16 protein-coding genes, 1 tRNA gene and 1 pseudogene are annotated in these 18,429 nt (G+C 71.7%); 9 read left to right on the top strand and 9 right to left on the bottom strand.

The window, feature by feature from the left end; all coding sequences use genetic code 11:
- Positions 1–2 precede the first annotated feature (2 nt).
- On the top strand, positions 3–818 hold the full coding sequence (locus tag ACWGJB_RS24775) for a triphosphoribosyl-dephospho-CoA synthase (protein WP_453382297.1): 816 nt from the start codon (positions 3–5) through the stop codon (positions 816–818).
- A 1-nt stretch (position 819) separates the two neighbouring features.
- Here ACWGJB_RS24775 and pdxR read toward each other — a convergent pair whose 3' ends face one another.
- The 3 genes from pdxR to ACWGJB_RS24760 all read right to left on the bottom strand — a co-directional run bounded on the left by pdxR (position 820) and on the right by ACWGJB_RS24760 (position 5,295).
- Positions 820–2,184 (bottom strand): MocR-like pyridoxine biosynthesis transcription factor PdxR, encoded by a 1,365-nt coding sequence (pdxR, locus tag ACWGJB_RS24770; RefSeq protein WP_453382296.1) that lies wholly within the window; start codon positions 2,182–2,184, stop codon positions 820–822.
- A 150-nt stretch (positions 2,185–2,334) separates the two neighbouring features.
- Positions 2,335–3,804 carry an aminopeptidase P family protein gene (locus ACWGJB_RS24765; protein WP_453382295.1) on the bottom strand — a complete coding sequence of 490 codons (1,470 nt, stop codon included), beginning with the start codon at positions 3,802–3,804 and terminating at the stop codon, positions 2,335–2,337.
- A gap of 111 nt (positions 3,805–3,915) precedes the next feature.
- Complete coding sequence (locus ACWGJB_RS24760) at positions 3,916–5,295, bottom strand: PP2C family protein-serine/threonine phosphatase (RefSeq protein ID WP_453382294.1); 1,380 nt, start codon at positions 5,293–5,295, stop codon at positions 3,916–3,918.
- Between the two features lie 611 nt (positions 5,296–5,906).
- Here ACWGJB_RS24760 and ACWGJB_RS24755 point away from each other — a divergent pair.
- On the top strand, positions 5,907–6,581 hold the full coding sequence (locus tag ACWGJB_RS24755; RefSeq protein ID WP_453382293.1) for a bifunctional DNA primase/polymerase: 675 nt from the start codon (positions 5,907–5,909) through the stop codon (positions 6,579–6,581).
- Positions 6,582–6,635: 54 nt separating this feature from the next.
- Positions 6,636–7,148: pseudogene (locus ACWGJB_RS24750) on the top strand (hypothetical protein); the annotation flags it as partial.
- A 383-nt stretch (positions 7,149–7,531) separates the two neighbouring features.
- Here ACWGJB_RS24750 and ACWGJB_RS24745 read toward each other — a convergent pair.
- The 3 genes from ACWGJB_RS24745 to ACWGJB_RS24735 all read right to left on the bottom strand — a co-directional run bounded on the left by ACWGJB_RS24745 (position 7,532) and on the right by ACWGJB_RS24735 (position 10,528).
- Entirely contained in the window at positions 7,532–8,521 is a 990-nt protein-coding gene (locus ACWGJB_RS24745; protein WP_453382292.1) for a DUF5926 family protein, read from the bottom strand.
- A 299-nt stretch (positions 8,522–8,820) separates the two neighbouring features.
- Positions 8,821–9,459 carry an ATP-binding protein gene (locus tag ACWGJB_RS24740; protein WP_453382455.1) on the bottom strand — a complete coding sequence of 213 codons (639 nt, stop codon included), beginning with the start codon at positions 9,457–9,459 and terminating at the stop codon, positions 8,821–8,823.
- A 241-nt stretch (positions 9,460–9,700) separates the two neighbouring features.
- The gene (locus ACWGJB_RS24735) at positions 9,701–10,528 is read right to left on the bottom strand and encodes a glycerophosphodiester phosphodiesterase (protein WP_360480995.1); all 828 of its coding nucleotides are present in this window, start codon (positions 10,526–10,528) and stop codon (positions 9,701–9,703) included.
- A 257-nt stretch (positions 10,529–10,785) separates the two neighbouring features.
- Between ACWGJB_RS24735 and ACWGJB_RS24730 the strand changes: the two genes are divergently transcribed.
- From ACWGJB_RS24730 to ACWGJB_RS24720, 3 genes are all read left to right on the top strand, one after another.
- Positions 10,786–12,270, top strand: a complete 1,485-nt coding sequence (locus ACWGJB_RS24730; RefSeq protein WP_453382291.1) for a S1C family serine protease — start codon at positions 10,786–10,788, stop codon at positions 12,268–12,270.
- A gap of 60 nt (positions 12,271–12,330) precedes the next feature.
- A tRNA-Ser gene (locus ACWGJB_RS24725) sits at positions 12,331–12,417 on the top strand.
- Between the two features lie 124 nt (positions 12,418–12,541).
- Positions 12,542–13,465: a GNAT family N-acetyltransferase gene (locus tag ACWGJB_RS24720; protein WP_453382290.1), complete on the top strand. Its 924-nt coding sequence runs from the start codon at positions 12,542–12,544 to the stop codon at positions 13,463–13,465.
- A 21-nt stretch (positions 13,466–13,486) separates the two neighbouring features.
- On the opposite strand, the gene ACWGJB_RS24715 is transcribed toward ACWGJB_RS24720, so the two are convergent.
- From ACWGJB_RS24715 to ACWGJB_RS24705, 3 genes are all read right to left on the bottom strand, one after another.
- Positions 13,487–13,858, bottom strand: coding sequence for a hypothetical protein (locus ACWGJB_RS24715; RefSeq protein WP_453382289.1), 372 nt, complete (start codon positions 13,856–13,858; stop codon positions 13,487–13,489).
- Between the two features lie 159 nt (positions 13,859–14,017).
- Positions 14,018–14,461, bottom strand: coding sequence for a hypothetical protein (locus tag ACWGJB_RS24710; RefSeq protein ID WP_453382288.1), 444 nt, complete (start codon positions 14,459–14,461; stop codon positions 14,018–14,020).
- 42 nt (positions 14,462–14,503) lie between these two features.
- The gene (locus ACWGJB_RS24705) at positions 14,504–15,451 is read right to left on the bottom strand and encodes a bifunctional DNA primase/polymerase (protein WP_453382287.1); all 948 of its coding nucleotides are present in this window, start codon (positions 15,449–15,451) and stop codon (positions 14,504–14,506) included.
- A gap of 359 nt (positions 15,452–15,810) precedes the next feature.
- Between ACWGJB_RS24705 and ACWGJB_RS24700 the strand changes: the two genes are divergently transcribed.
- The 3 genes from ACWGJB_RS24700 to ACWGJB_RS24690 all read left to right on the top strand — a co-directional run bounded on the left by ACWGJB_RS24700 (position 15,811) and on the right by ACWGJB_RS24690 (position 18,429).
- A complete protein-coding gene (locus ACWGJB_RS24700; RefSeq protein WP_453382286.1) occupies positions 15,811–16,128 on the top strand; it encodes a hypothetical protein in 318 nt (105 codons plus the stop codon).
- Between the two features lie 185 nt (positions 16,129–16,313).
- Positions 16,314–17,483: an acyl-CoA dehydrogenase family protein gene (locus ACWGJB_RS24695; protein ID WP_453382285.1), complete on the top strand. Its 1,170-nt coding sequence runs from the start codon at positions 16,314–16,316 to the stop codon at positions 17,481–17,483.
- Positions 17,467–18,429 carry a bifunctional MaoC family dehydratase N-terminal/OB-fold nucleic acid binding domain-containing protein gene (locus ACWGJB_RS24690; RefSeq protein WP_453382284.1) on the top strand — a complete coding sequence of 321 codons (963 nt, stop codon included), beginning with the start codon at positions 17,467–17,469 and terminating at the stop codon, positions 18,427–18,429. The genes ACWGJB_RS24695 and ACWGJB_RS24690 overlap by 17 nt, the downstream gene beginning before the upstream one ends.

Here is an 18,429-nt window from a genome sequence, read left to right as displayed (position 1 = left end):
ACATGACAAGCCGCGAGGACGACGCGCTGGCGCAGGCCGCCGTGGCCGCGCTCACCGGTCAGCTGGCGCTGGCCCCGAAACCGGGGCTGCCCGACCCGCGTGACCTGGACGCCCGCAGCAGGCGCCGGGAGCACGACAGTCTGCGCTGGTCGGCCAGGGCGCTGGCGCCCGGCCTCGCGGCGATGGCCGCCTCCGCCCGCCGTACCGGTGAGGCCTCGCCGGTGCTGCGGGCGGAGCTGGGCGCGATCGGCCGGTCCACCGAGCACTCGGTCGGACTGGCCGGCGGCGGCCACAAGGGCGCCCTGTGGGCCCTCGGCCTCCTGGTCGCCGCGGCCGCCCTGGACCCCCGGGCGAAGGCTCGTGAGATCGCCGCCACGGCCCGCAGGATCGCCGCCTTCAACGACAAGGGCGCCCCCAAGCGCCCCTCCCGGGGTTCGTCGATCTCCGCCAAGTACGGTGCGGCCGGCGCCCGGGGCGAGGCAAGGGCCGGATTCCCGCACGTACGACGGGCGTTGGACGCACTGGCGACGGCCCGCACGGCGGGCGCCACCGAGAACCAGGCACGTCTGGACGCCCTGCTCACCGTGATGTCCACCCTCCAGGACACCGAACTCCTCTACACCGCGGGGCCCCTGGGCCTGCGCCACGTCCAGGCGGGCGCCCGCGGCGTCCTGGAGGCGGGCGGTACGGCGACGGAGGCCGGCACCGGGGCACTGACGGCCCTGGACGCCGACCTGTACGAGCGCGGCTGGAGCCCGCGGGGCAGCGCGGGCCTGCTTGCCGGTGCCCTGTTCCTGGACGCCCTCCCGACGCGGTGAGTCAGTCGTCGAGCACCTTGGCGAGCACCTCCAGGGCCTCCGGATAGAGCCGCTCCCGGGGCGTCCCGTACCCGACGACCAGGCCCTGCGGCCGCCCCGCACCGCCACCGGTGTGCCAGTGCTCCCCGAGGCCGCCCACCGCAAGCCCCGCGGCCGCCGCGCGGGCCAGCGTCTCCTGCTCGTCGGCCACCGAGACGAGCGCGTGCAGCCCGGCGGCGATCCCCCGCACGTCCCGGCCGGCGCCCAGCCGCCCCAGCAACTGGTCCCGGCGCCGTCGGTAGCGCAGCCGGCACGCGCGCACGTGCCGTTCGTAGGCGTGGCTCTCGATCAGCTCGGCGAGCGCCAGCTGTCCGATGGACTCGGTGTGATGGTCGCTGTGCAGCTTGGCGTCGGCGACGGCGTCGACGAGATGCGGCGGCAGCACCATCCACCCGAGCCGCAGCGCGGGCCCCAGCGTCTTGGAAGCGGTCCCCAGATACACGACCTGCCTCGGCGCCACCCCCTGCAGGGCACCCACGGGCTGCCGGTCGTAGCGGAACTCCCCGTCGTAGTCGTCCTCGACGATCACCCCGCCACGCGCGCGTGCCCAGTCCACCACGGCCCGCCGCCGCTCCGGATGCAGCGTGACCCCGGTCGGATACTGATGGGCCGGGGTGAGGACGACCGCCGCCGCGTCCCCCAGCTCCGCCGCCCGCGCCCCCCGTTCGTCCACCCGCACCGGCACCACGATCCCCCCGTTCCTCCGCACCACCTCCCGGTGGAACGGCATCCCGGGGTCCTCCATGGCCACGGCGGCGGCCCCGCCCAGCACCCGCGTGAGCAGTGCGAGCCCCTGCACGTACCCGGAGGTGACCACGATCCGTTCCGGCGGCGCCACCACCCCACGGGCCCGCACCAGATACCCCGACAGCGCGGTCCGCAGCTCGATCCGCCCGCGCGGATCGCCGTAGTCGTACGCCAGGGAGGGCGCGCCGGCGACGGCCCGCCGCAGCGCCCGCAACCAGGCGGCCGCCGGGAACGCCCCGACGTCCGGCCCACCGGGCCGCAGATCGAAAAGCGGCGCACGCGCGCGTGCGGCGGCTTCGGGAGCGTCGGAGGCGGCGGAGGGAAGGATGGCGACACGGGTCCCGGACCCCTGCCGAGCGGTCAGATACCCCTCGGCGACCAACTGGTCGTAGGCGGCCTTGGCGGTACCCCGGGAGATCCCCAACTCGGCGGCGAGCCGCCGGGTGGCGGGCAGCCGGGCTCCGGGCACCAGGCGCCCGACGCGCACGGCGTCCCGCAGGGCGCGCTCCAGCCCGACCCGTCGTCCGTCGCCGGTATCGCCTTCCAGACGCAGTTCGATACCACTCCAGAAGTCGTCCACTTGTAACCCCCGTTGACTGGACCTACCCAGGGCGCGGGGCTGTGCCGATGTGCGGCTACCGCCGCGCAGGCGCGACCAGCCCCCCACGAACCCGCAGAACACAACAATGGCCGGGCACCCACCCAGGTACCCGGCCATTCACACCACACGTCAGCTCTTGAGCGAACTCATCCACGCCTCGACCTCGTCCGACCGCCGGGGCAGCCCCGCGGAGAGGTTCCGGTTCCCGTCGGCCGTCACGAGGATGTCGTCCTCGATCCGCACCCCGATCCCCCGGTACCCCTCGGGAACGGTCAGGTCGTCGGCCTGGAAGTACAGCCCCGGCTCGACGGTCAGCACCATCCCCGGCTCGAGGACGCCCTCCACGTACGTCTCGGTCCGCGCGGCAGCGCAGTCGTGGACGTCGAGGCCGAGCATGTGCCCCGTCCCGTGCAGCGTCCACCGGCGCTGCAGCCCGAGCTCCAGCACCCGCTCCACCGGCCCCTCGACAAGCCCCCATTCGACGAGCCGCTCGGCCAGCACCCGCTGCGCGGCATCGTGGAAGTCGCGGTACTTGGCGCCCGGCTGCACCGCCGCGATGCCGGCCTCCTGGGCGTCGTACACCGCGTCGTAGACCTTCTTCTGCAGCTCGCTGTACGTGCCGTTGATCGGCAGCGTGCGCGTGACGTCGGCGGTGTAGAGGCTGTGCGTCTCCACGCCGGCGTCGAGGAGGAGCAGGTCGCCCGAGCGCACCGGACCGTCGTTGCGGACCCAGTGCAGCGTGCAGGCGTGCGGGCCGGCGGCGCAGATCGAGCCGTAGCCGATGTCGTTGCCCTCCACGCGCGCGCGGAGGAAGAACGTGCCCTCGATGTAGCGCTCGGACGTGGCCTCGGCCTTGTCGAGGACCTTCACCACGTCCTCGAAGCCGCGGACCGTGGAGTCGACGGCCTTCTGCAGCTCGCCGACCTCCCACTCGTCCTTGACCAGCCGCGCCTCGGAGAGGAAGACGCGCAGCTGCTCGTCGCGCTCGGCGGTGACCTTGTCGGTCAGCGCGGCCTCGATGCCGGCGTCGTACCCGCGCACGACCCGCACCGGGCCGGTGGCCTCGCGCAGCTTGTCGGCGAGTTCGCGGACGTCGGCGGCGGGGATGCCGTAGAGCGCCTCGGACTCGGTCAGGGAGTGGCGGCGGCCCACCCACAGCTCGCCCTGCCCGGAGAGCCAGAACTCGCCGTTCTCGCGGTCGGAGCGGGGCAGCAGGTAGACGGTGGCCACATGGCCGTCGTCCTTCGGCTCCAGGACGAGTACGCCGTCCTCCGTCTGGTCGCCGGTGAGATAGACGTATTCGACCGACGCCCGGAACGGGTAGTCCGTGTCGTTCGATCGGGTCTTCAGGTTGCCGGCCGGGATCACCAGGCGGTCGCCCGGGAAACGGGCGGACAGCTCGGCGCGGCGGCGGGCGGTGTGCTCGGCCTGCTCGACGGGGGTCAGGTCGCGCAGCTCCGTGTCGGCCCAGCCGGACTTCATGTTCTCGGCGAGCTCGTCGGACACGCCCGGGTACAGGCCGTTCTTACGCTGCTTGATCGGCTCTTCCGACTCGGTCTCCGGGGTCTCCGGAGTTTCCGGGTTGAGCTCGTCGGCCACGGTCATCCTCCTAGACACTGCACTGGATCCCGTCCATCGTACGGTCGTACCGAACGGCGACCCAGGGCCGGACGACTCTTGACCGGGTGACCTGCCGTTTTGACTGACCGATCAGTCGAAACGGGCCGCGAGCAGCACCACGTCCTCTTCACTGCCGGCCGAGTCCAGCCCGTCGGGCAGCACCGTGCGCAGCACATGGTCGGCGATCGCCCCGGGGTCGTGGCGCAGCGCGCGCGGGATGCTCGCGGCCGCCGTGTGCAGCCGGGCGAAGGCGCGGTCCATGGGGTCGCCGGTGCGGTGCAGCAGCCCGTCGGTGTAGAAGAGCACGGTTTCCCCGGCCTCGGCCTCGATCTCCACGCTGGGCGCCTCCCAGCAGGCCAGCATCCCGAGCGGCGCGGAGACCGACGTCTCGGCGAACTCGGTGCGGCGCTCCCCGATCAGCAGCGGCGGGCTGTGTCCGGCCCCGGCCAGGGTGACCTTGCGCAGCGCGGGCTCGCAGTAGGCGAACAGGGCGGTGGCGGAGCGAGCCGGTTCGGTCAGCCGCAGCAGCAGTTCGAGGTCGGAGAGGACCGCGACCGGGTCCTCGCCCTCCATCACGGCGTACGCCCGCAGGGAGGCCCGCAGCCGGCCCATGGCGGCCACCGCGCTGGGCCCGGAACCGGTGACCGAGCCGACCGCGAGGCCGAGGGCGGCGTCGGGCAGCGGCAGTGCGTCGTACCAGTCGCCGCCGCCGCGCGGGCCGGTGCGGTGCCGGGCGGCGAGCTGGACGCCGGCCACCCGGGGCAGCCGGGAGGGGAGCAGCTCCTCGGCGATGGTCGCCATGCACGCGCGCGTGCGCTCGACTTCCAGCAGCCGGGCCAGATGCTCGGCGGCGAAGCGGACGTACAGGCCGATGAGGTGGCGCTGGCGCTCGTTCGGCTCGGCCGGCCCGTCGTACAGCCACAGGACCGCGCCGAGGCGGGCTGCGGCGTCGGTGGTCAGGGGGAGCGCGTAGCTGGCGGCGTAGCCGAGGCGGGCGGCGACCTCGCGGTGCCGGGGGTCGAGGCCGTCCTCGGCGAACAGGTCGGGGTGGACGATCTCGGTGCCGGTGCCGTACGGCAGCGCGCAGGCCGGGATCGTCTCCAGGTGGCCGAGGTCCGCGCGGCCGAGTCCGAGGCCGAGCGTGGTGTGCGGGCCGAGACCGTCGGCGGGCTCCAGTGCCACGAGTCCGCGCCGGGCGCCCACGAGGGCGGCACCGGCGCGCAGCAGTTCCTGAAGGGCGGCCTCCAGTCCGCCGGTGCGGGTGAGCCGTTCGGTCAGTTCATGGAGGGTGGTGAGGTCGGAGACCCAGCCGGCCAGCCGGTCCTGGAGGACGGTGCCGGGCGCCGGTGCGGCGGGGACCTTCGGGACGTGAGGTGCGCCCGGGGCGGGGGGAACCGACGCGACAGTCTGTGCGGGCGTGGGGACCGTTGAATCGATTCCAGCCACTTTCGGAGGGTGCGGGGCGCTCATCGTGTCCGGCTTTCAGACCTGTGCGTATTGCTCAAAAGCATCGCAAACCCCCATGTCTTTCTGCGCCGCTAGCAGTGTCTCCACATGTACACGCACTCGTGAGGGGATGTCCAGCATTGTCCTGCCGGGATTCCTGGTGTCCATGGGGCTTCCGGCGACTTCTCCCGGACGGCTTGCACAAAAGCAAAGTTGGCTTAAAACTGACTCGGGTAACGGTTCGTTGCGGTCGACTGGCCTTGCTCCACGGAGCGTCACAGCGGTTGTGATGGGTACGTACTCGGAGAAGGCCAGGGGTGGTTGGGGATCACCCGGAACCTGGCGACGGACCCGGGCGTCTTAACCACCGACGACCGTGCCCCATCCTCCCGTGGCGGCGGCGGAGAGAAACACTCGGAACGGCAAAACGCCAGACTTCGCCACCCCCACGCCGTGGCCGTGCTTTTGATAGACGCAGTATTGGATGCGGGCGCGGCCCCCGCTCGACTCTTGGGGTTCCCCTTGCCAGTGCAGGGGTGTGATGCGCCAACAGGTACGCACAGTGAAGTGATCGACACATGATGTGATGTGGTCCTCGGTGTTGCCAGCGGTGCAACGGAAAGGAACGAGCGCTCATGCGCGAGATCCTCGGAAGGCGACGCAGGCTCCTGTCCAGGCGGAAAGACAAGGGGCCTGAGTTTCTCGGCGCGGCCCTGACCTTCGCGACGGAATGGCAGTGGCCCGTACTCCCGGGCGTGGCTCCGGACCCACAGGGCCGGGCCCGCTGTGCCTGTCCCGACCCGGAGTGCACGGTGCCGGGTGCGCACCCCTTCGACCCCGGTCTGCTCGCTGCCACCACCGACGAGCGCATGGTGCGCTGGTGGTGGGGCAACCGGCCGACCGCGCCGATCATCCTGGCCACCGGGGTCGCCGGCGGCACGGCACCCTGCGCGGTCAGTCTGCCCGCCCTCGCCGCCTCCCATGCCCTCACTCTTCTCGACCGCCGCGGCATGCGCCTCGGGCCGGTGGTCGCGGCGCCCACCCGCTGGGCGCTGCTCGTCAAGCCGTACTCCATGGAGCAGCTGGGCGAGCTGCTGTACGCCAAGGACTTCGTCCCGGGCTCGCTCCGCTTCCACGGGGAGGGCGGCTATCTCGCACTGCCCCCCTCGGAGACCGGCCAGGGCGCCATCCGCTGGGAGCGCGCCCCGCTGCCCGGTTCGGCCAAGCCCTGGGTGCCCGATGTGGAGGCCGTGGTGGACGCCGTGGTCGACGCGCTCACCCGTACGGGTGTGAGTGCACCCGAGTTGTAAGGGTGTCGGGCGCGAGAACACGGCTTCTCGTGCCTCGCTGGTTATCTTCCGCACATGAACGTACGTCTGCTCGCCCTCGCGGGCGTCATGGTGTGCGCGGTCGCGCTGCCGTTGACCGTGGCGTCCGCGGGACAGGTGGGCGACGCCGCCGGTCACCCCGCCGGGAGCGACGACGAGAAGCTGCCGGCGCCCGTCCGGTCCCCCATGGTGCTCGGCCTGGGCCTGGCCACGGCCGCCCGCTGCGGTCCCGAACTCACCTCCCCCGGCGGAGTGGAGGCGCAGACCTGCGTGATGGTCCAGGGCGCGGACACCTGGGCGCGCACCTACTACCGCAACGCCACCGGAGCGGACCTGGAGTCCGTGCTGAGCCTGATGGGCCCGCACGGCCGCACCGTGCAGACGCACTGTGTCGCGGACGCCGACGACGAGCCCGCCACCTGTGAGACGCCCCGGGAGCACACGCGGGGCGCGCTGGACGCGTACACGGCCGTCTCGGAGTTCGCGGCACGCGACGACGACGGACCGCTGCTGCTGCGCAGCGCCAGCAACTCCGCGAGCGACTCTGCGGGCGACTCCGGAAACGGCTCCGGGAGCGATGCCGGGGGTGACTTCGGGAGCCGCTCCGGGGGTGACGCCGGGCGGGAGGCCGCGGGCTCGTCCGGCAGCAACTTTGGTGTGTCAAACGGCAGTTGACGTATCGCTACGGTCCGTACACCGGACGCCGGCATGAGCGCAGGCATGAAAAGGCCCGGTTGCTGGCGACGGGGGATGCACCAGCAACCGGGCTACTGAGACCGTAACAAGAGATCGGCGGTTCGCAAATTCGATCTCGGCTATTCGGACACGTATTTGCTTGCCACGTAGGGAAGTTGTGACAGGAGTCACCCGAGTCAACGGGTCCGGAGCGGCTGTCCGGTCGGTCAGCCGCGTCCCTCCGCCGCCCTTGATCGTCAGCTGAGCGTGACCTGCCGGTTGGTCAGCCCGCCACGGGCCCGGCGCTCGTCCGCCGTGAGCGGTGCCTCCGAGGCCAGAGCGGTCGCGAGCCGCTCCGCGAACTCGGCGGCCGGCTTCTCCACGTCCTCGGCGCCGACCCCGCTCGGCAGGTCCCAGACCGGCACGGTGAGACCGTGGGCGCGGAAGGAACCGACCAGCCGGGTCCCCTCGCCGAGGCTGGACCGGCCCGCCGCGTGCAGCCGGGCGAGAGCGTCCAGAAGCTGCTCCTCGGGATACGGCATGACCCACCGCAGATGGTTCTTCTCCGGCGTCTCGCACCAGTAGGCGGAGTCGACGCCGGTCAGCTTCACCGTCGGGATGGCGGCCGCGTTGGCCCGCTCCAGGGAGGCGGTCACCTCGGCGGCGGCGTTCTCCGCGTCCTGCACCCAGAACTCGAAGCCCTCGTGCACGACCGGCGCGAACGGGCCCTCGGGGTCGAGCAGATCCTGCAGCCGGGGGCTGTCGGCGGGGGCGCGGCGGCCCTGCACCGGGGTGCCCGGTTCGGCGGCGAGGGCGCGCTGGAGGGTGTCGGCGAGGTCGCGGCTGATGTCGCCCGACGCCGTGTCGTTCTGCAGGCCGAGGAGGACGGTGCCGTCCTCGCGGCGCAGCGCCGGCCAGGCCATCGGCAGCACCGTCGCGAGCGTGACCGAGGGGACGCCCTCGGGCAGGCCGTCCTTCAGGGTCAGCTCCACCGTGGCGGCGGGGACCAGCTCGCGCAGTGCCACCCAGTCGCCCTCGCCGGCCAGCCCCTCGAACGGGCGGTGCACCAGCTCGGTCGCGGCGTGTGCGGCGGCCCGGCCGTGGCACGCCTTGTAGCGCCGGCCGCTGCCGCAGGGGCAGGGTTCCCGGGCACCGACAACCGGAAAGTCTCCATCAGCGCTTCCGGCCCGGGCCGCATCGCTGAGCTGCGGCCGCGTGGCCTTTGTCTGGGGTCGCTTCTTGGCCATCTGGGTGTCTCCCGGTTACGGCTCGTCTCGTACTGGCGGGAGCCTAGCCGTTCATACCCTGAGCCACGGGTACCTGTGGACAGAGCCGCGGCACCGGGCGCCGCCGGACGGGTCAGTACGGCTCGCCGTCGGCCGGACGGGTCGGACGCGGCGCGTCCAGATCGGTACTGGTCGGGCCGGATTGGTACCGGTCGTTCCGGGGCGGTATCAGTCCGTCCGGGCGGTACCGGGCGGTACCGGGCAGTACCGGTCGGTCCAGGTTGGTATCGGACGGCTTAGGCCGGTCCAGGTCGGTACGGTCAGTCCAGGTCTTCGAATGCGTCGGCGAAGTCCAGACCGGCCGTCTCCGGGGCGGCGGGCGCCATGACGCGCGTAGCGAAGGCGTCCCGGCGGACCCTGCCGTCCGGATCACCGACGTCCTTGTGGACCACGACCCAGACCGTCACCTCGCCCCGGGCGTCGTCCCGGACCCCCCAGTCGTCCGCCAGGGCCGTGATGATGTTCAGTCCGCGGCCGCCGTGCGCCGTGACCGACGGGGTCATGGGAGCCGGGCGGGTCGGTCCGCCGCCGTCCGTCACCTCGACGATCAGCCGGCCGCGCGGGTCCACCCGCCAGGCGGCCCGGACGTCCCCGTCCCCGGCCAGCGCGTCCCCCAAGGGGCGGCCGTGCTTGCACGCATTGCTCAAAAGTTCGGAAAGGATAAGTACGGCATCGTCGATGATCGATTCCGATACGCCACCGGTGCGCAACTGATCGCGCATGCGGTGCCTCGCCTTCCCCACGCCCGCAGGGCCATGGGGTACGGCCATGCTCGACGACGTGGGCACCTCCTGTGCCACCACCAACGCCACCCCCGAGACCTCCTTTGCCCCACGCCACGGTGTGGATGCCCCATCGGCCTGAACCGGAAACCGGCCAATGAATGTCCGGTGACGCACTCGCAACGAACGAATACGGACCGAACGCGCCGGAGCACACCCTGTGACGGGTTCGTCGCCATACCCCCCGGATATGGCTTCGTGTGGCTTGATTTCGATGGTGTGGCCGATACGTGAGGATGGTGTGAGTGGGCTGTGGGGTCAAGGGGTGCGGCGATTCCTTACGCGACTCTTTATCTGAGCCTCGATCAGCGCCTCGATCGGCCCATGGATCAGCAGGACGGGATCCGGTTCATCGGGCTCATCGCCCGAGCCGCCGCAGCACCGCCCCCGGCCGGTTGGTGATGATCGCGTCGATACCGAGCTCCAGGCACAGATCCACGTCCTCCGGCTCGTTCACCGTCCAGACGTGCACCTGGTGGCCGTTCCGTTTCAGCCGCTCGATGTAGGTGGGGTGGTTGCGCACGATCCGGATCGAGGGTCCCGCGATCCGCACCCCGGCCGGCAGCCGGCCGTCGCGCAGCCGGGGCGAGAGGAACTGCAGCAGATAGACCGTCGGCAGCGTCGGCGAGGCCGCCCGCACCCGGTGCAGCGACCGCGCGGAGAAGCTCATGACCCGCACCTGCGACTCGGCGGCCGTGGCCGGGGCGTCCAGGCCGAACCGCTTCAGCAGGTGCATCAGCCGCTCCTCGACCTGCCCCGCCCACCGCGTGGGGTGCTTGGTCTCGATCGCCAGCTCCACCCGCCGCCCGGCGTCCGCGACCAGCTCCAGCAACCGCTCCAGCGTGAGTACGGCGGTGTCCGCGCGGTCCTCCGGCCGGAACTCCCATTCGGGCTCCTCGTCCCGCCCCCGCCAGGCCGGGCCCTTCCTCCAGGAACCGAAGTCCAGGGCGGCCAGATCCGCGAGCTCCAGGGCCGACACCGCTCCGCGCCCGTTGGACGTACGGTTGACGCGGCGGTCGTGGACGCAGACCAGATGGCCGTCCGCGGTCAGCCGTACGTCGCACTCCAAGGCGTCGGCGCCGTCCTCGATGGCCTTTTTGTAGGCGGCAAGGGTGTGCTCGGGGGCGTCCTCGGAGGCCCCGCGGTGGGCGACGACCTGGATGCGATGCTGTGGTGCGTGGGTCACCGCGACATGGTGCCACCGTGCGGGCGTACGTGGGGGCATCCCCGATGCCAGCTAAGGGAACTTTTGTCGGACAAGCCCTATATAAAGGTTGTCGGTGTACCCACAGCCACCGCTTATGGTGCTCTGACGGCCTGTGGGAAAAGCTGACGGCATACAAAAGCACGTGCACAGCTGAATCGCGCCGGACCGACAGCAAGCGTGAAAGAGCGTGACCGAGTGCGACCGAGAAGAAAAGCCGTGGACCGAGGAGAGAAGCTGTGAGCACCGAGAACGAGGGCAACCCGGTACCTCCGGCCCCGTCCGCACCTCCCGTGCCGCCGACGTCTCCCGCTGCTTCGCCGCAGGCAGCCGCGTCCGACGGCGGGGAAGCACCGACCACCCCGATCCCGCCGGCGCCCCAGGGCGCGCCCGCGGGTGACCCTTACGCCGCACCGCAGGCCCCCGAGGGCTCCTGGCCGCCCCCGCCCCCCGCGACCCCTTCCTACGCGGACGCCGGCGCGGGTGCGGCTTCCGGGTCGGCCGCCGGCGTCGGCTGGGGCTCTCCGTACGACCAGCAGCACCAGCAGTACCAGCAACACCAGCCGTTCCAGCAGCCGCAGCACGCGCCGAAGAAGGGCAGCGGGCGCGGCGGCCTGATCGCCGCCGTCCTGGTGGCCGCGCTGGTCGCGGGCGGCCTCGGCGGCGGCCTCGGCTACACACTGGCCAAGAACAACGACGACATGGGCTCCACGACCGTCTCCGCCTCCTCGGACGGCGGCGCCACCCAGGTCAAGCGCGCCGCCGGCACCATCGCGGCGGTCGCCGGCAAGGCGCTGCCCAGCACGGTCACCATCGAGGCCGAGTCGACCAGCGGCGAGGGCGGCACCGGCACCGGGTTCGTCTTCGACACCCAGGGCCACATCATCACCAACAACCACGTGGTCGCGGACGCCCTCGACGGCGGCAAGCTGACCGCGACCTTCCCGGACGGCAAGAAGTACGACGCCGAGGTCGTCGGCCACGCGCAGGGCTACGACGTCGCGGTCATCAAGCTCAAGAACCCGCCGTCCGACCTCAAGCCGCTCGCCCTGGGCAACTCGGACAACGTGGCGGTCGGCGACGAGACGATCGCGATCGGTGCCCCCTTCGGCCTGTCCAACACGGTCACCACGGGCATCATCAGCGCCAAGAACCGCCCGGTTGCCTCCAGCGACGGCAGCTCCACCAGCAAGGCGTCCTACATGAGCGCCCTGCAGACCGACGCCTCCATCAACCCGGGCAACTCCGGCGGCCCGCTGATGGACGCCTCCGGCGCGGTGATCGGCATCAACTCCGCGATCCAGTCCGCCTCCAGCGGCGGCCTGGGCAGCACCGGGCAGTCGGGCTCGATCGGCCTGGGCTTCGCCATCCCGATCAACCAGGCCAAGTACGTGGCCCAGCAGCTGATCAAGACCGGCAAGCCGGTCTACGCGAAGATCGGCGCGTCGGTGTCCCTGGAGGACAGCAGCAACGGCGCGCAGATCACCGACTCCGGCTCGGGCGGCTCGGCCGCGGTCGAGTCGGGCGGTCCCGCCGACAAGGCCGGCCTCAAGCCCGGCGACGTCATCACCAAGCTCGACGACTCGGTGATCGACAGCGGCCCCACCCTGATCGGCGAGATCTGGACCCACACGCCCGGCGACAAGGTCCAGGTCACCTACAAGCGGGGCGGTTCGGAACACACGGTCGAAATGACCCTGGGCTCCCGCGTGGGCGACAACTGACCCGCACACGCGCGTGCCGACCGGTTACTCTGTTCCCCGCGCCGATCTCGGTCGACGCGGGGTGGGTTGCCCGAGCGGCCTAAGGGAACGGTCTTGAAAACCGTCGTGGCAGCAATGTCACCGTGGGTTCAAATCCCACACCCACCGCAGCTGCGTAAGGGGTGCTCCTGTGTGAGGGGGCGCCCCTTACGTGTGAGGGGTGCTCCGGTGAAGGGGCGCCCCTTACGCGTGAGGTCTGGACGTGTGCCTCTGGGATGGGAAAGCTTCGGGGATGCGCTCAGCTGACTGGTACTTGACCGAAGACGTCGACGACTTCCTGGCCCGGGCCGGGGACTTCCTGCGCTTCCGGCCCGGCCCGCACGTCATGCAGCTGACCTGGGCCGAGAGGGTGCGAACTGGCCGGGCCGGCGGGTTCGGCGGCGAAGCCCCCGTCTTCGGTGTGCTGGAGCGGGCGGGCGAGGTCCACGCCACCTTCTACCGCCTCCCGCCCCGCGGCTTCGGCCTTTCCCCGCTCACGCTCGAGCAGGCCGACTCCCTCGCCGCCCGCCTGGCCGCCCTTGGCCATGCCGTCCCCTCCGCCAGCGCGGACCACGGCACGGCCACCGCTTTCGCCGAAGCCTGGCAGCGGCACACCGGCGCGACCCCGAAACTCCGCGACACGCGGCTGCGTCTGTACCGCCTTGGCGCGCTCACCCCACCGGAGCCGCTGCCGGCGGGCCGAGGCCGCGTCCTGGGCGAGCAGGACCTCGAGCAAGCCATGTTCTGGTGCGGCGAGTTCGCCAAGGCCGTCGGGGAGGACGTCTCACTCGACGTCGGCACCTGGGCCGACACCCGCTTCGCCGACAAGCGCTACACGCTCTGGGAAACCCCGGACGGCACTCCGGTCTCCGTCGCGGGCCTGAACCCGCAGATCGGCGGCCAGATCCAGGTGGACATCGTCTACACCCCGGCCCACCTGCGTGGCCGCGGCTACGCGGGCGCCGTGACGGCGGAGGTGAGCCGGGCCGCGCTGGCCGCGGGCGCCGTGACGGCGGAGGTGAGCCGGGCCGCGCTGGCCGCGGGCGCCAGGGACGTCGTCCTGTTCGCGGATCTGTCCAACCCCACCAGCAACGCCCTCTACCAGCGCCTCGGCTACCGCAGGCTCACCGACTGGGCCGTGTACGACTTCTCGTACGCCGCTCCGGAAGCCGGCTAGGGCCTCGGCAGGGCCTGCGGGTCAGCCGTTGCGCCAGTCGTTGATGCGCTGCTCCCACTCCCTGTCGTCCGTCGTCTCCATGATCTCGCGGCGGTTGATGAGCAGGTAGATCTCGTCGGCCGACGGGGACGCGGTGGTGAGGATGAGGGGCTTGCCGGCGTTGAGGAGGCCGCCGAGGAAACGGCCGGAGAGGTCGGTGAAGCGGGTTTCGGCCGCGGAGATGTCCGCTCGGGTGAGGACGAGGGAGCCGGCCTCGGACCAGTCAGTGAGGACGAGTTCGTCGGGGTGCAGGACGATACGCCCGCGCCGCTGGAAGAGGGCTTTCTGGCTGATGATCGCCGCGGCCTTGTCGGCTGTCAGAGTTCCCCGAGTTCTCCGCGCTCCGGCCGCCACCGACCGCGCTCCGGATGCCGGCTGCGCCCCCAGAGCTGAGGCCGCGCCGGTCGCCCCGGTCGGCAACGGCAGCGGCGGCAGCGGCGGCGCCCATCAGCGCACGCCGGGAAATCTTCGCCCGATCCATACCGCCAGCATGCCGAGCGAGCTCCGCCCGGTTCAGCTCCCGGAGAGTTCGAAGTCCTGTGCCAGCTTCTCCCAGGCCACCTCCCGCAGCCCCTGGTCCGCGTCGTGGCCCGACGGCGGTTGAGGGATGGTCTGGAACCAGACGATCGTGAGGGACGAGCGGTGCAGGACCGGGTCGTGGTCGGGGCTGACGGGGTCGGACTCGAACAAGCCGATGCAGCCCACCGGCGGGAGGATCTCCACCGGGCCGAAGGGGCCGCGGCGGTGGTCCTCCCGGTGTTCGCGCGGCCGCGGGACCAGATGGGTCGGGGAGTGGGGGAAGACCGCCGCGGCCGAGGACAGCAGGCCGTTGACGTGGCGGTCGCTGACGGCCTGGTACGGGTAGCCCTCCAGCAGCCCGTCGTACGTCGCCGAGAGCCGCAGGTGGGAGAGACCGATCGAGCGGCCGGAGGCGAGGACGACACGGGTCAGGGGCATGAGCGGCAGGCCAGAGGGGCGGCGGTTGTCGGTGTTCGATTTTCATGGGCGGTGGCCGGTCATGCGGGCAGCCGACGCGATCGTCGCGCGGGCCTCGTTCTCCGTCAGGCCGGTGTGGACCGCCGCGTCGATCAGCGGGGCTCGCAGGGCGCGGCCGATCCCGTTCTCGTAGGCGCGGCAGGCCGCCCAGAACAGGCGGGTGTTGCGCTGGCCCTCGTGGGCGGCGAGGACGAACTGGACCAGGCCCTGGCCACGGTCGCCGACCGAGGGGTGGGTCGCGGGGTGGGGTGCCCGTGGGGGCGGGAGCAGGAGGCGGAGCAGGGACGGCGGGCAGGGGGCCGGTACCAGGTGTTCGGTGCCGGGGGCGGTGGCGTAGACGCCGTGGTCGGTGCGGGAGCCGGGGCCGACCAGGTAGCCGCCCGCGCCTCGGATGTCGATGCCGGGGGCGAGCCGGCCGGCCGAGTTGGGGATCACGGCGTCCGGCGGTCCGGTCAGCCAGAGGTGGCGGCCGCCGCTGGGCGTGAGCACGACGACGGTGGGCGGGATCGTGAACAGGTGCCGCAGCGCCAGTTCGCGCAGGGATCCGGTGGCGTCCGTACCGGACTTCACGTCGAGGTCGACGCCGATGAGGCGGTACGGGGGCAGCCCGCAGGCGATGCCGTAGCCGGTCGCCCAGGGCGCCGCGGCGAACAGCTCGCGGATGCGGGCCGGGTCGGTGGTGGCGTCGTACACCCCGTGGCCGGGGCGGCCGCACTCGCCGTGGCAGGGCGGCAGCGGCGGTTCCGGCTCGCCGGGGTCCAGGAAACGTTCCGGAGATCGGTCCGGGGACAGAGGCCGGTCCGGGGATCGGTCCAGGGACAGGGACCGGTGCGGGGAGCGCAGGGCCGGGAGTTTGGTGCGGGACAGGGGGATGACGGCCAGGCCGCGCTCGGCGGCTGACAGGGCGTGTGCGAGGGCCAGTGTGGTGGCCTGCCGGTCGGTGGTGGCCATGCCTCCATGTTCGTACTCATGTTCGAAAAAGGGAAGAAGGGTCCGGTGTGACACGCCGGGGGTGGCGGCTTGGCCGGAAAAGGTGCCGGATCGGTTCTCCCCTTGGGGTGCTTGAAGGGTCAATGTCCGGACTGGTCATGACTGGGGCTGGAGTCGACCAAAGATGGCGAAAGGGGTTTATCGACTTGTCATCACGCTTGAGGGCGAATGATCCCTTCAGGGCTGGTTCGCCGGGGATTCGGTGGGCAATTCTGATCTCGCGACGTCGACGACAACCACCGAGGCGGTCGGCCAACTGCCCCGGAAACAGCCTTACTTGACGTAGTTTCCGGCAAAGCCGGGCTCTGAGAGGAAACAACATGGCAAGCATCCGTACCGCCCGCGTTCTCGCCGCCGTCTCCGCCCTCCCGCTCGCCGCCGCTCTCTTCGCCGGTGTCGCCGCCGCGGGCAACGGTGCGATCGCGGACAACGGATCGAGCGCCAACGCCGGGGTGGCGGGCATCATCGGCAGCGGTGTGGGCCACGACAACAACGGCAACTCCTCCACCACGCAGCAGAACGCGGTGGGCAACGGTGCCTCGAACCAGAGCAACACCGCGCAGGTCAAGGGCTCCGTGTGGACGGCCATCCAGCAGGGCAACGACAACGTTGCCGTCCACTTCACCAAGCTGTGGTAGTCCCCGACTGAGCCCTGGTGGGGTGTGCTCTGTGGGGATGCGGCACGCCTGCGCGGCGGTACTCCGGTACCGCCGCGCAGGCGTTTTTCCGGCCCATGGCTGCTCGGCGACTCTCCGCCTTCCGGCGCTGCGCGGGGCCTGTTCGACCTTGACAGGGAGTCCAATCTGACGGACAGTCAGAAACCATGCATCTGGCCCCCACCGAACGCCAGCAGCGGCTGCGCGCCGAACTCCGCGCCTACTTCCGGTCCTTGATCCCCTCTCCCGCCCCCGAGGCGCCCGAGGAACGCCGTGCGCTGCTGCGCCGCATCGGCGCGGACGGCCTGCTCGGCCTCGGCTGGCCCGTCGAGTACGGCGGTCAAGGGCGGGGCGCCGACGAGCAGTTCGTCTTCTTCGACGAGGCGTACCGGGCCGGCGCCCCCGTCTCGATGGTCACGCTCAACACGGTCGGGCCCACGCTCATGAAGTACGGCAGCGACCAGCAGAAGGCCGGCTTCCTGCCCGGCATCCTCAGCGGCGACCTGGTCTTCGCCATCGGCTACAGCGAACCCGCCGCCGGGACCGACCTCGCCTCGCTGCGCACCCGGGCGGTGCGGGACGGCGACGGCTGGCGGATCGACGGACAGAAGATCTTCACCTCGGGCGCCCAGCACGCCGACTGGATCTGGCTGGCCTGCCGTACCGACCCCGAGGCACCCAGGCACCGAGGCATCTCGATCCTCCTGGTCCCCACCGACGCCCCCGGGTTCTCCTGGACCCCGATCGAGACGGTGGGCGGCCAGATCACCACGGCGACCTACTACGACGGCGTCCGCGTCCCGGCCGGCCACCTGGTCGGCGCCGAGCACGACGGCTGGTCGCTCATCACCAACCAGCTCAACCACGAGCGGGTCGCCCTCGCCACGACCGCCATGCAGGCCGAGGACTTCTACGACGCCGCGCTCATCGCCGCCCGCACCCCCGATCCGGTGACGGGCCGACGTCGTGTTGACGAGCCCTGGGTGCGTTTTCGGCTGGCCGAAGCGCACGCCCGGCTGGCGGCGAACCGCCTGCTCAGCTGGCGTCTGGTGGGGGACGCGGGGGCGGGCCGGGTGGCCCCCGCGGAGGCCAGCGGCGTGAAGTTCGCGGGAACGGAATCGGCAGTCGCGACGTATCGCATGTGTCAGGAGATCGTCGGCGAGACGGCATTGGTCCGGTCCGGATCGCCGGGGGCGTTCGGGGACGGCGAGCTGGAGCGGCTCAACAGGGCGGCGCAGATCAACACGTTCGGGGGCGGGGTGAGCGAGGTGCAGCGGGAGATCGTCGCGACGATGCGGCTCGGGATGAGGAGGGGTGGCCGTGGCCGGGGGGACTGACGAACTGGGCGTGCGGCTCAAGGCGTACGAGGGGCTGCCGGCCTCCCGTGCGGGCACCGGCAAGGACCCGGTCAACCTGCCCATGATCCGGCACTGGTGTGAGGCGATGGGCGACACGAATCCGGCGTACCGGGGAGCCGATGCCGTCGCCCCGCCCACCATGCTCCAGGCATGGACGATGGGCGGCCTCTCCGGGAACATGGCACGCACCGGCGCGTACGACGAGCTGTCCGCCCTGCTCGACGAGGCGGGCTGTGTCTCGATCGTCGCCACCGACTGCGAGCAGGAGTATCTGCGGCCGCTGCGGCCGGGCGACGAGCTGGTCTTCGACACGGTGATCGAGTCGGTGTCCGGCCGGAAGACGACGAAGCTGGGCACGGGCTACTTCGTCACCACGCGCACGGACATCCGTGTCGGCGAGGAACTGGCGGGTGTCCACCGCCTCCGCGTCCTCAAGTACGCGCCCGCGGGGAAGCCGCTCAAGGCTCCGCCGCGGCCCCGCCCTGTGATCAACCGGGACAACGCCGGCTTCTGGGAGGGCGTGGCCGAGGGCCGCCTCCTCATCCAGCGCTGCGCCGGCTGCGGCACCCTGCGCCACCCCTGGCTGCCGGGTTGCAACGCCTGCGGCTGCTCCGACTGGGACACGGTCGAGTCGGCCGGTGCGGGCACGGTCTATTCGTACGTCGTGATGCACCACCCGCCCTTCCCGGCCTTCACGGAATCCGAGGACGCCGCCGACGCGGCGGGTCCGTACGCGGTGGGCCTGATCGAACTCGCCGAGGGCGTGCGGATGGTGAGCAACGTGGTGGGGGTGCCGTACGACAAGGTGCGGATCGGGCTGCCGGTACGGGTGGAGTTCCGCCGGTACGAGGACGAGGAGGGGGCGCTGACCCTGCCCGTCTTCCGGAGCGTCGACACCCTTGCCGGTCTCGGTGGGGAGGTCTGA

Source organism: Streptomyces sp. NPDC054813, assembly GCF_053611365.1.
Note: the sequence above shows the minus strand (reverse complement) of the source record. Positions and strands in the feature narration are given on the sequence as shown.

What these genes read in the sequence shown, in the direction of transcription:
- ACWGJB_RS24775 (WP_453382297.1), top strand. Translation starts at nt 3, where the DNA reads ATGACAAGCCGCGAGGACGACGCGCTGGCGCAGGCCGCCGTGGCCGCG.
- ACWGJB_RS24760 (WP_453382294.1), bottom strand. Translation starts at nt 5,295, where the DNA reads ATGAGCGCCCCGCACCCTCCGAAAGTGGCTGGAATCGATTCAACGGTC.
- ACWGJB_RS24755 (WP_453382293.1), top strand. Translation starts at nt 5,907, where the DNA reads ATGCGCGAGATCCTCGGAAGGCGACGCAGGCTCCTGTCCAGGCGGAAA.
- ACWGJB_RS24745 (WP_453382292.1), bottom strand. Translation starts at nt 8,521, where the DNA reads ATGGCCAAGAAGCGACCCCAGACAAAGGCCACGCGGCCGCAGCTCAGC.
- ACWGJB_RS24720 (WP_453382290.1), top strand. Translation starts at nt 12,542, where the DNA reads ATGCGCTCAGCTGACTGGTACTTGACCGAAGACGTCGACGACTTCCTG.
- ACWGJB_RS24710 (WP_453382288.1), bottom strand. Translation starts at nt 14,461, where the DNA reads ATGCCCCTGACCCGTGTCGTCCTCGCCTCCGGCCGCTCGATCGGTCTC.
- ACWGJB_RS24705 (WP_453382287.1), bottom strand. Translation starts at nt 15,451, where the DNA reads ATGGCCACCACCGACCGGCAGGCCACCACACTGGCCCTCGCACACGCC.
- ACWGJB_RS24700 (WP_453382286.1), top strand. Translation starts at nt 15,811, where the DNA reads ATGGCAAGCATCCGTACCGCCCGCGTTCTCGCCGCCGTCTCCGCCCTC.
- ACWGJB_RS24695 (WP_453382285.1), top strand. Translation starts at nt 16,314, where the DNA reads ATGCATCTGGCCCCCACCGAACGCCAGCAGCGGCTGCGCGCCGAACTC.